Annotated in this window: 8 protein-coding genes and 1 pseudogene; 4 read left to right on the forward strand and 5 right to left on the reverse strand. The window is 69.6% G+C overall.

From position 1 onward, the window contains the following. Positions 1-58: 58 nt before the first annotated feature. Together HYZ11_12390 and HYZ11_12395 are read left to right on the forward strand one after the other, a co-directional pair. Positions 59-964 carry an NAD(P)-dependent oxidoreductase gene (locus tag HYZ11_12390; GenBank protein MBI3128397.1) on the forward strand — a complete coding sequence of 302 codons (906 nt, stop codon included), beginning with the start codon at positions 59-61 and terminating at the stop codon, positions 962-964. Further along, positions 965-2,563, forward strand: a complete 1,599-nt coding sequence (locus HYZ11_12395) for a sulfurtransferase (protein ID MBI3128398.1) — start codon at positions 965-967, stop codon at positions 2,561-2,563. A gap of 26 nt (positions 2,564-2,589) precedes the next feature. Here HYZ11_12395 and HYZ11_12400 read toward each other — a convergent pair whose 3' ends face one another. Next, positions 2,590-3,012 carry a TM2 domain-containing protein gene (locus HYZ11_12400; GenBank protein MBI3128399.1) on the reverse strand — a complete coding sequence of 141 codons (423 nt, stop codon included), beginning with the start codon at positions 3,010-3,012 and terminating at the stop codon, positions 2,590-2,592. A gap of 368 nt (positions 3,013-3,380) precedes the next feature. After that, on the reverse strand, positions 3,381-4,550 hold the full coding sequence (locus HYZ11_12405) for an FAD-binding oxidoreductase (GenBank protein ID MBI3128400.1): 1,170 nt from the start codon (positions 4,548-4,550) through the stop codon (positions 3,381-3,383). Positions 4,551-4,892: 342 nt separating this feature from the next. Between HYZ11_12405 and HYZ11_12410 the strand changes: the two genes are divergently transcribed. Further along, complete coding sequence (locus HYZ11_12410; protein MBI3128401.1) at positions 4,893-6,086, forward strand: tetratricopeptide repeat protein; 1,194 nt, start codon at positions 4,893-4,895, stop codon at positions 6,084-6,086. Positions 6,087-6,200: 114 nt separating this feature from the next. Further along, complete coding sequence (locus HYZ11_12415; GenBank protein ID MBI3128402.1) at positions 6,201-7,715, forward strand: NapC/NirT family cytochrome c; 1,515 nt, start codon at positions 6,201-6,203, stop codon at positions 7,713-7,715. 73 nt (positions 7,716-7,788) lie between these two features. Here HYZ11_12415 and HYZ11_12420 read toward each other — a convergent pair whose 3' ends face one another. From HYZ11_12420 to HYZ11_12430, 3 genes and pseudogenes are all read right to left on the reverse strand, one after another. Then, a complete protein-coding gene (locus HYZ11_12420) occupies positions 7,789-9,279 on the reverse strand; it encodes a HAMP domain-containing histidine kinase (GenBank protein MBI3128403.1) in 1,491 nt (496 codons plus the stop codon). 180 nt (positions 9,280-9,459) lie between these two features. After that, a complete protein-coding gene (locus HYZ11_12425; protein ID MBI3128404.1) occupies positions 9,460-10,512 on the reverse strand; it encodes a carbon-nitrogen hydrolase family protein in 1,053 nt (350 codons plus the stop codon). 388 nt (positions 10,513-10,900) lie between these two features. Next, positions 10,901-11,599: pseudogene (locus HYZ11_12430) on the reverse strand (DUF3486 family protein). Positions 11,600-11,730: the final 131 nt, after the last annotated feature.

The raw sequence follows: 11,730 nt of genomic DNA on the forward strand, positions 1-11,730 counted from the left end.
CCGAGAGCGAATTTCACCTTTGACCGGAACAATTCCTCGCGATAGGGAGTTTATCCTGATGAGTGGGAAGGGGAAGGTGGGCGTCATCGGCCTGGGCCTCATGGGCTCGGCCCTCAGCGGGAACCTGATCCAGAGCGGCTACGAGGTGAGCGGCTTCGACATCGAGCCGGCCCGGGTGAAGGAGCTGGAGGGCCGGGGCGGCCGGCCGGCATCCTCCCCCGCCGGCGCCGCCCGCGGAGCCCAGTTCGTGATCACCTCCCTTCTCTACAGCAGCACCGTGCGCGAGGTGTGCTTAGGCAAGGACGGCGTGGCGGAGGCGGCGGAGCCGGGCCTCATCGTCATCGACGCCTCGACCTCAAGCCCCGACGACTCGGCCGAGACGGCCCGCCTCCTCCGGGAGAGGGGCATCGGCTTCCTGGACGCGAGCCTGAGCGGGGCCAGCAACGACGCCTGGGCGCGCAGGCTGGTCGCCGTGGTTGGAGGGGAGAAGGCGGATTTCGAGCGGGCCAGGCCCGTCATCGATTGCTTCTCCCGCTCGGTCTACCACCTGGGCGCGAACGGGGCGGGGGCGCTCACCAAGCTCATCATCAACCACGTGCTGGGGCTGAACCGCCTGGTCCTGGCCGAGGGTCTGGTGTTCGGGATGAAAGCGGGGGTGGAGATGGAGACCCTGCTCGCCGTGCTCAAGGACAGCGCCGCCTACAGCAAGGCCATGGACCAGCGCGGCCGGATCATGATCGAGGCGGACTACGGGAACCCCGTCTCGCGCGTCCGCCAGCACCACAAGGACGTGCGGCTCATCCTCGCCCAGGGCCAGAAGCTGGGCGCCCCGATGCCGCTCGAGCAGGCGCACCAGCAGGTGCTGCAGGCGGCGGAGGTGAACGGCCTGGCCGACGCCGACACCGGAGCCATCATCGAGGTGCTGCGCCGCCTGGCGGGAATCCCCTCTCGCTGGGGAGGCTGAATGCCGACGCCCATCAAGCCCCCGGACCTCCGCTCGCTCATGGAGGGCGCCGCCCCGCACGCCGTCCTGGACGTGCGCGAGCCCATGGAGTTCCACGCGGAGCAGGTCTTCCGCGCGACGAACCTCCCCCGGGGGAGCCTCGAGTTCCGCATCGCCAAGCTCGTGCCGGTGAAGAAGACCCCCGTCGTCCTCGTGGACGAGGGAGGCGCGCGGGCGGGGCGGGCGGCCCGGACCCTCGAGGAGCTGGGCTACGCGGACGTCCGGCCGCTCGCGGGCGGCCTCGCCGCCTGGAAGGCCGCGGGCCTGCCCACGGTGAGCGGCACGAACGTGCCGAGCAAGGATTTCGGCGAGAAGATCCACGTGCAGGATGCCGTGCCCGAGATCGAGGCGAAGGAGCTCTACGAGCTGATCGGGAGCGGCGCCTCCCCCTGCATCTTCGACGCCCGGACCGAGGCCGAGTATGAGCGCTTCTCCGTGCCCACCGCGCGGAGCCTCCCCGGCGGCGAGCTCATCCTCCACGCCTGGGATCTCATGCAGGACCAGGGCACCCCCCTCGTCATCAACTGCGCGGGGCGCACCCGGAGCATCATCGGAGCCCAGACGCTGCGGCGTCTCGGCATCCCCTCGGCGCGGGCGCTGCGGAACGGCGGGATGGGCATCATGCTCGCGGGCCTTCCCCTCGACCGGGGCAAGCCGGGCGAGATCCCCGCTCCCTCGGAGAGGAGCCGGGCCTACGCCGAGGAGCTCGCGGCGCGCATCGCGGCGGAGGAGGGCATCCTCTTCGTCTCCGTCGGGGAGCTGAGGGCGCTCCTGGCCAGGGCGGACGAGGAGACGGTCTACCTCCTCGACGTGCGGCTCGCGCCGGAGTTCCGGGCGGGGCACATCCCCGGCGCCCTCTCCATCCCGGGAGGGCAGGCCGTCCAGCGCACGGACGAGGTGGTGGCGGTGCGGGCCGCCCGGGTCGTGACCTGCTGCGACGCCAGCGCGCGCGGGGTGATGACGGCCTACTGGCTCCGGCGGATGGGGCTCGGCGCGTCGGCCCTGCGCGGCGGCGTCGCGGCCTGGCGCGAGGCGGGGCTGCCCCTCCGGGAAGGGGAGGAGGGCGCCTCGGGCGAGAGCCCCGCCGAGGCGGCGGAGCCCCTGGGGCTGGCGGAGGCGCGGAAAGTCGCGCGCGGCCTGGCCCCCTCCGCGGCGCGGGTGGTGACGGCGATCTCGTACGTCATCGACGTGGACCCGAGCCCCGGCTTCCGGAAGGGCCACCTCGCGGGGGCATCCTGGGTGCCGAGGGGATGGCTCGAGGAACGGGCGAAGAAGCTCCTCAGGGAGAAGGAGACGCCCGTCCTCGTCACCTGCGCGGACGGCATGCGCTCGGCCCTGGCGGCCCGGGCGCTCGTCGAGATGGGCTACGCGCGCGCCGCCTATCTCGACGGGGGCAAGCGGGCCTGGGCGGCGGCCGGGCTTCCCCTTCAGGAGGGGGAGAAGGGACTCGACGAGACGCCCCAGGACGTGGCCCTGAAGCCCTACGACATCGGCCGCGAGGCGATGGAGAGCTACCTCTCCTGGGAGGAGGCCCTGGGCGGGAAGCACCGGCAAGGCTGAATGCGAAGGCCGTTGACGGCCTCGGCTCAGCCGGCCGGGACCCTGGGCGGTTCTTCCCTCTTGCCGGCTCGCTCCTCCCGCGCCGCCGCCTCGTTGTGCTCCCGCACCTGCCGCACCAGCACCCGGAAATCCCAGATCCAGATGACGGTCAGCACGGCGGTCACCAGGGCGGCCAGGAGGGCGAAGGGCCGGCTCCGGGCGAGCGCCTGGAGGTCCTCGGGCCGGAGCGGCCCAGCGACGAGCCGCACGCCGAAGGCGTGGAGGACAATGATCGCCGCCGCCGCCGCGCCCAGGGGGATGAAGAAGTAGGCGAGGAGGAGCTTCACCCCCTCGCGCCCCCGGCCCAGGTAGATCTTGTGCGCGGCCACGATGCCGAGGAAGAACCACAGCAGGAAGGCGACGAAGAGGGACTTGCGCTTCCTCGGACGGGGCGCGGTTTCCCCGGTCATGGCGGCGGCTCCTGGCGAGATGGCGGGAGCATGATAACCCTCGCTGACTCTCAAGAGAAGACAGGCCAGATCTGTAATGATTTCATTCCGGGTGCAGCGAGGCATCTGCTTCTGGATTCGAAATCACGGACGTTCGGCCGGTCCCGCGTAGGGGCGTATGGCAATATGCCCACGGATCGATGGGCCTCCGGTCATTGTAGGGGCGGTTCGCGAACCGCCCCTACACATGGGTCCTGCCATCGCTATTCCGTAAGCCGCAGGCACTGCGTCCCCAAAGCAGATTCCTCGGTCGCCCTCTCTTGGGTCCCCAGGCGGCGAGCCGCCTGGGCGGGCTCCCTCGGAATGACATCGGTTCACGATTCTCCCCCCTACCCCGCCTCGGCGTGGTGGGCGGTGAGGCGCTCGGGCAGGGCGGCGCCCCGCGCGAAGCGGTCCGGCGCGAGGGGGCCGATGTCCACGGAGCGGGCCTCGCCCTCCAGTATCCGCTCGGCCATGGCCTGGCCGATGGCGGGGCTGTGCTGGAAGCCGTGCCCGCTGAAGCCGGCGGCCGCGTGGAAGCCCTCAAGCCCGGCGAAGCCCCCCATGATGCCGTGGTTGTCCGGCGTCACCTCGTAGAGCCCGGCCCAGCCCCTCAGGATCCGCGCGCGCTCGAAGGCGGGGATTCGCCTCGCGGCGCGCCCGACGGCCCACTCGGCGGCCTCCCAGTCCACGCGCGTGTTGTAGCTGGGCTCCGCGTCCTGGGGGCCGTAGAGGATGAAGCCCTCCCCCTCGGGCTTGTAGGTCGTGTGCTGCCCAAGGTCGATGGTGAGCGGCATCCCGGGTGTGAGGCCGGGGACGGGCCCGCTCGCGAACACCTGGCGGCGGATGGGCCGGACCGGGAGCTCCACCCCGGCCATGCGGGCCACCTCGGCCGCCCAGGGCCCGGCGCAGCAGACGGCGCAATCGGTCTCGATGCTCCCCCGTGGCGTCTCCACCCCCCGGACCCTCGCGCCCTCGATGCGGATGCCCGTGGCCGGGGTCTCCTGGAGGATGCGGACGCCCAGCTCCCGGCAGCGCCGGGCGTAGCCCTGGACGGCCTCCTGGGGGCCCGCGTAGCCGTCCGCCCCGCAGAAGCTCCCCCCGCGCAGGTCGTCCGTCCGGATGAAGGGCCAGCGGCGGGCGATCTCCTCGGGCGGGAGGAGCTCGCTCGGCACCCCGAGGCGGGCGTGCAGGGCGCGGCTCTCCTGGAGGAGGGCCCAGTCCTCCTCCAGGCTGGCGAGCATGAGGTAGCCCACCCGGCGGAAGCCCGGGTCCACCCCGAACTCCCCGGCGAAGCCCTCCCAGCGGGGCAGGGCGGCCAGGGAGAAGCGCACGTTCACCTCGGTGGAGAAGTCCAGCCGGATGCCCCCCATGCAGGCACCGGTGGAGCCTTCCCCCAGGGCGCCCCGCTCGAGGAGGACGGCGCCCTTCATCCCGGCCCGGGCCAGGTGGTAGGCGACAGAGAGGCCCACCGCCCCCCCGCCGATGACGATGCAGGGGGAGGTGCTCGGGATGGTCATACGGGGACTCCTTCGGGCCGGAAGTCCCCTGAGTGTAACCCTTTTCGGCGGGAGGCGGAATCTTTTGGGAATCAGTGAATTGGGTCACGCTGGGCCCAAATTGACCTCTTGATCCCGGCCGCCGTCCCAGGTATCTTATTGGATTATTTGTACCAATACACACGGTTTGTTTCAGGATGAGATTGACTTGAATTAACTGCAGGTGTAGATTGCCTTAACAGTTTTGCTCCAATTGCCGCCGACGGCTCGTTAGTTCCAATAAGCGGGATTCCCACCTGATCCAAGCGGCACTCCGGCGTGGGGCCGGCCGCCGCGCTCCCTACGGACGATTGAGGACGCCGGATGCCGCCGCAGCCGCCGGACAGCCATTCGCGCTTTCTCCTGATCGAGGGCGAGGCGCGCATCCGCCGCCTCCTCTCCTCGATGCTCCAGGGGGCGGGGGCGAAGATCGTCCACAACATGCCCAACGGGAAGGCGGGGAAGGAGGTGCTCCTCAAGGAGCCCGTGGACGTGGTGGTGTGCGACTGGGGCGCCTCCGACACGGACGGCGTCGAGTTCCTCCGCGACGTCCGCACCTTCCCCCTCACCAAGTATCTCCCCTTCCTGATGATGAGCCGGGTCGGGCAGCTCAACGAGGCGGAGATCGCCGCCACCCGCGACTACGACGTGGACGGCCACCTCTTCAAGCCGATCACCCAGGAGGACCTGCAGCAGAAGGTCCGCGGCGCCGTCGCCCGCTACAACTCGATGGCCAAGGCCTACACCCACCTGGCCCGCGCCGCCGCCTTCATCGACATCGAGGACTTCGGCGAGGCCCGCAAGGAGATCCAGGCCGCCCAGCGGGAGGGCGCCGAGTCCCCCCGCGTGTGGAGCGAGGCGGGCAGCCTCCTCGGCGCGATGGACGCCCAGGCCGAGGCCAAGCAGTGCTTCCGCCGCAGCATCGAGCTCGACCGCACCTACGCCCGCGCCTACGACAGCCTCGGCGCCCTCCTCGAGGAGGAGGGGGACACGGCCGGGGCGGTGAAGTTCTACACCGCCTCCTCCCAGATCAGCCCGCGCAACCGGGACCGCCAGTTCTCCCTGGCCAAGACCCTGCTCGCCCAGGGGGACGAAGAGGGCGCGCGGCTGGCCATCCACCGGGGCATCGAGGCGGGGGGAGAGGCCTCCTCCCCGGCCGCCCGCAGCGCCGCCGCGGCGGAGTTCCTCATGGCGGCCGGGCGCGCCGACCTGGCGGAGAAGGAATACGCCTTCGCCCTCGAGGCCGATCCCGCCAACGCGCATTATTTCAACCGGCTGGGCATCGCCTTCCGGCGCCAGAAGAAGTACGCCGAGGCCGTGGCGAACTACCGCAAGGCCATCCAGGTGGTGGCGAACGACCCGGTCCTCTACTACAACCTGGCCATCGCCCAGGCCGAAGCGGGCGAGCTCACCCAGGCCATCGGCACCCTCCGCCGCGCCCTGGTGCTTGACCCCCACTTCGAGGCCGCCGAGAGCCTGCTCCGCCGGATCATGGGCCGGATGGAGGCCTCCAACTAGGCCTTCCGCCCCCCGCCTTTCCGGTCCCGGCATCGCTGGAAAAGCGGGCCCGCATTCCCCTATAATTCCACCTGGTCGGCCTGCCTCGCGCTCTTCCATCCCAGGGAGCATCGCATGGAAGAAGGCAGGAGACTGCCCCGGTACGCCTACAACTGGATCAGCGCGGCCGGGGCCCTCGTCGCGGCGCTGGCCCTCTTCGCCATCGTCTTTCTCTTCATCATCTCGATGTACCTCGGGACCGAGAACCCCTACCTCGGCATCCTGATCTACCTCATCCTGCCCATGATTTTGGTGGCTGGGGCGCTCCTCATCCCCATCGGCATGTACGTCCACTGGCGCGTCTGGCAGCGGACGGGCGAAGTGCCCTTCATGAGGTGGCCGCACCTGGACCTCAACATCGAGCGCCACCGCAACGCGACCCTCGCCTTCATCCTGGGCTTCATGGCCTTCACCCTGCTGGGGAGCGTGGGGACCTACCAGGCCTACCACTTCACCGAGTCCGTCACCTTCTGCGGGCAGACCTGCCATGCCGTGATGAAGCCCGAGTTCACGACCTACCAGCACTCGCCGCACGCCCGGGTGACCTGCGCCGAGTGCCACGTCGGGGCGGGCGCGGGCTGGTACGCCAAGTCCAAGATGCAGGGGCTCTACCAGGTCTACGCGGTGACGTTCAACGCCTTCCCGCGCCCCATCCCCACGCCCATCACCAGCCTGCGCCCGGCGCGCGAAACCTGCGAGCAGTGCCACTGGCCCCAGAAGTTCTATGGCGCCATGCAGCGCCGGTTCGACCACTACCGCTACGACAAGGAGAACACCCGCTGGACCCTCAACATGCTGCTGAAGGTCGGGAGCGGGAACCCCGCCACCGCCCAGGAGTCGGGCATTCACTGGCACATCAACCCGGCGGTGACGGTGGAGTACATCGCCCGGGACGAGAAGCGCCAGGACGTCCCCTGGGTGCGCGTGACGGACAAGCGCAGCGGGCGGGCCGAGGTCTTCCAGGATTCGGCCAAGCCGCTGACGAAGGAGCAGATCGCCAAGGCCGAGGTCCGGAAGATGGACTGCATGGATTGCCACAACCGGCCCAGCCACAACCTCTTCCCCCCGGACTACGTGATGGACCTGGAGATGTTCGCGGGCCGGGTCGACCCCTCCATCCCCCAGATCAAGCTGGCCACCGTCACGGCGATGGCGAAGGATTACCCGACCGAGAAGGCGGCCATGGAAGGCATCGAGCGGGAGATCGCGGACTTCTACAAGAAGAACCACGCCGGCTTCTACGGGCAGAAGAAAGACTTCGTGGACAAGGCCATCAAGGCCGCGCAGGCGGCCTTCCGCAGCAACATCTTCCCCGAGATGAGGGCCAAGTGGTCCTCCTATCCGAACGACATCGGCCACTTCATCTTCCCCGGCTGCTGGCGGTGCCACGGCGGGAAGCACAAGAGCGAGGGCGGCAAGATCATCACCCACAACTGCGACGTCTGCCACATCATCCTCTCCCAGGGCCCGGGGCCCCAGAAGGAGTTCGTCTCCTCCGAGCAGGGCCTTCCGTTCCAGCACCCCGTCAACGTCGGCGGGGCCGAGAGGTTCATCGGCTGCTTCAACTGCCACAAGGGGGTGAAGCCGTAGGGCGGTTTTCACAGGTCGGGCCGGCCCCTCTCCCGCGATGGGGAGGGGCCGTTTTTTTGGGGGGGGGACGATGTCAGGGCGGCGGCTGAGCGGCCTCCAGCGGGAGACGGATGACGAAGGCGGCTCCTTCCCGCGGAGCGCTCTCGGCCCAGATCTTGCCGCCGTGCGCCTCGACGATCCCGTGGGAGACGGAAAGCCCCAAGCCCATGCCCTTGCCCTCGGGCTTGGTGGTGAAAAAGGGATCGAAGATCAGGTGCAGGATGTCCGCCGGGATGCCCGCGCCGGTGTCGGCGACGCGGAGCTCCCACCACTTCCCGCCGTCCTCGCTCACCTTCCTGGAGGAAACCGTCAGCGTCCCCCCCTCCGGCATGGCGTCCATGGCGTTGCGGAGCAGGTTGAGGAACACGTGCTGGATCTGATTTTCGTCTCCCACGGCCCTGGCGGGAGGCTCCAGGAGGTCCCGCGCGATTTCGACGCCCGCGAGGCGGAGTTCCGGCTCCAGGCGCTTGACGCACTGCGAGAGGACCTCCTCCGGGGAGAACGGCTCCATCGCCAGCTTCTCGTCGCTCGAGAAGCGCCTCAGGTTGTCGCAGATCCGGGTGATCCGCTTCACGTTGCGGAGGATCACCCCCGCCGACTCCCGGACCGGCGTATCCTCTCCGTGCTCCCACTGGAGCCGCTGGGCGTGGAGGCCGATGATGTTGGCGGGGTTCAAAATCTCGTGGGAGGCCCCCGCCGTCAGCGTCCCGATGGAGGAGAGCTTCTCGGCCCGGACGAGCATCTTTTGGGTGCGCTGGATCTCGTCCAGGGATGCCGCCAGCCGGGAGCGCTCCTTCAGTATCTCATCGTGCTGCGAATTCAGGATTCCCTCCGCCCGCCGCACGACCAGGAGCAAGCACCCGTACAACGCCCCGAAGGAGAGGAAGAGGCCGAAGAAGAAATAGCCGGCGTTGGAGTTCACCTCGGCCATCAGGCCCGTCACGTCCGCGTACGTCTCGAACACGGCTTCGGCCGACTTTTTCTCCCAGCGGACGGGGATGTAGCTTTCGGCGATGAACCGGCGGACGGCCGTCCCTGAGATGCCGTTGAATCTCTCCTTCCAGCCGAGGATGGTGAGCGGTTTCTCCGCGCCCGAGGAGAGGAAACGGAGCACGTTCGCTTCCTCCCCCTGCCCGATCTCGCGCGCCTCCGTCGAGAAGACGACCCGCCCCTTCAGATCGTAGATTTTCACCTTGAGGATGGGGAGGTGCCGGGCGAGCTCCTGGAGGCTCCGGTGGATCTCTCCGGTCTCCGGGCGGTTCCTCAGGGCGACGGCGTCGAGGCGGCCCGCCGAGGCGAGGTGGGCGCCGTAGGGCGGCCAGATGGCGTGAAACACCGTGCGCGTCAGAAGCTCGTTCTGGCGCTCCGCCAGCAAGATGATGCCGCCCACGGCGAAGTGGCGGTAGAGGATCACCAGCGCGGCGATGACCAGCGCGAGGGCGACCGCGCTCAGGAGGGAAAAGTGCCGCAGCAGCCGGAAGGTCCTCTTTCCCGCCGGCCGGGCGGTCTCCATGGGGACCGTCATCTTGGCGCTCTCATTCTCCGGACGGCCCTCACTTTCCCGGGCGGGGGCGCCGCGGGGGCGGGTTTGAAGCCCGCCCCCGCTAGATATGCAAGACGGCGGCGGCCCCCGTAGGGGCAGGCCCCTGTGCCTGCCCCATCCCGAGGGCGGCCACGGGGGGCCGCCCCTACAGGCGTGAACTGCCTACTTCTCCTTGAACCGGAAGGGCCCGCCGTACTTCTTGAGGATGCGCTCGTAGTCGCCCTCGTAGAGGCGGTCGTACTCGGGGAGCCAGGCGTCGAGGTCGCCCTCGCGCCAGTACTCGTAGTCGTAGGAAAACTTGCTGGGCTCGGCGAGCCGCTTGTAGAGGGCCGGGTAGCGCTCGAAGATCTGGCCGGGGCGGCAGCCGATGGGGCGCCAGTTCGGGTCGTCGGGCTTGGAGAGGTTCTCCTCGTCGTAGTTGCGCGTGCGCAGGTAGCGCAGCCGCTCCATGTCGAGGTCCGTGATCAGCACGCCCCGGCTCTCGCGCAGCCCCTCCATGCGCTCGGGGCCGGCGGCGAAGGCCCCGCCCACGATGGACTGCTCGTAGTCGAAGCCCTCCACCTTGTAGAGGTTCTGCGTCACCAGCACGTAGAAGAGGTTCTCGGCCGCCCGCGAGCGCGCCACGCAGCGCCAGGTGTCCCGCAGCGCGTAGCCCGTCTGGCTGTGCATGCCGTGGATGGGCGAGACGATGATCTCGGCCCCCTCGAGCATGAGCAGGCGCGGGAGCTCCGGCACCCAGAGCTCGCTGCAGATCTGGAGGCCGACCCGCCCCAGGTCGGTCTCCACGCAGCAGGGGCCCTGGCCCGGGAGGAGGTGGGCCTTGCCGCCGTAGAGGTAGGCGTTGAGCGGCGGGGTGTCGGGCTGCTGCCGGCAATAGCAGGCGAGCTCCTTGCCCTCGGGGCCGAAGAGGCGGAGCGTCAAGAGGTGGGCCCCCGGCATCTTGCTCTCGACCACGTTGCCCGCGATGATGTACATGGCGTGCTGCTTGGCCTTCTTCTTGAGCTCCTCCACCGGGTCGAAGGGGAACTTCTTGTTGTCGAGCGGCCCCGTCATCGGCCCGGGGTAGCCCTCCGGGTAGAGCAGGAGCTGGGCGCCCTTCGCCGCCGCCTCGTCGGCGTAGGCCACGGCCTCCTCGGCGTTGCGCCACTCCTCCTCGCCGTAGCGGGACTCGGGCAGGACGATCCCCACCCGGACGTGCGCGGCACGGTACGTCATGATCGGCGACTCCCCCTGATACGGGAAAATGGGACCCTGCATTCTGAAATAATAGGCAGTTCCCCGCCTCGCCGTCAAATTCCATCCCATCCATGGCAGGGGAAAGTCGCCTCGCCCGGGAGGGCGGGGCGGGCGCTCGGCGGGCGGGCTGGGGCGGGACGGGGGGAGTTTCCTCGGGATCCGGATCTTCCTCCTCCGGGTCATCCTCTTCGAGGTCCGGGCCGTCCTCTTCCGGATCATCCTCCTCCGCCTCCAGCCCCAGCATCTCGCGCAGCCTCGCGCCGAGGTCGGGGAGGGGCGGGCGGGCCGCTCGCCCGTGGAGGTCTTCGTGCCGGGAGTGGCCGTCGGCATTCGAATTCCGCCACGTCTCCCACCGGTGGCGGTCGGCATCCGCCTCGGCCCGGCCCAGGCTGCAGACGAGGAGGGCGAGGCGGTCCGGCGGGAGTTTTTCCATGGCCTCGGGCGCCAGGGCGGCCGCCGCCTCCACCGCCCGGACGAGGAGCATCCGGCGGGCCGCGCCCGCCACGTTCCGGCCCGAGGCGGGCGCCGTGCCCCCGGCCAGGGCGCGGGCCAGGCTCTCCGTCATCTGGGCGCGCTCGGCGGCCTCGACGAGCCGGTGGTAATACCGGGACACCGACTCTTTTGACACGTTTTTTCCCTCAATATCCGTTATTATCCGTGACGCCTCTGTCAGCGTGCCCCCGTTGAGCAGGCACTCCTTCACCGCCCCCTCGGCCTTGCTCCCGGCGATCTTCCCCGCCCGCCGCTTGCGGGAGCCCCGGTCGGGGCCGCGCTTCCGTCCTTCTCCCATCTCCGCTTCTCCTCTCCGGCCGCGACGCGCGGCCAACGCCAAGCCCGGCCGCGACATGCGGCCATCGCCAAGATAGGCCGGGGGGAGGGAAAGCCCGTTACCGCAATTTCGCGCAAATCGCAGCAATTTCATGGATGGGGGGAAAATGGCAGTGAAACGGAGGTTTCTTTTTGGCCCTCCCTCGCGCACCTGAACCCGACGTAGGCGTGGCCGGCGCGGAGGCGCCGGGGGCTCATGGCCTCGCGGTGGGTGGCGGCGCGGGGGCCGCGCGCGCATAGGCCGATTCGGCCGGACGGGTCCGGTTTCGGGTGGTGTAGAATGCCCCCCTGTTCACCTGTTCAACCCGGGGCGCCCGGCTTTTCTCCCTGTGCCCGGCGGCGCCCCGCGCGCGAAAGAGGAGGCTCGGC

This window comes from Candidatus Tectomicrobia bacterium (assembly GCA_016192135.1).
GTDB lineage: Bacteria > UBA8248 > UBA8248 > UBA8248 > UBA8248 > 2-12-FULL-69-37.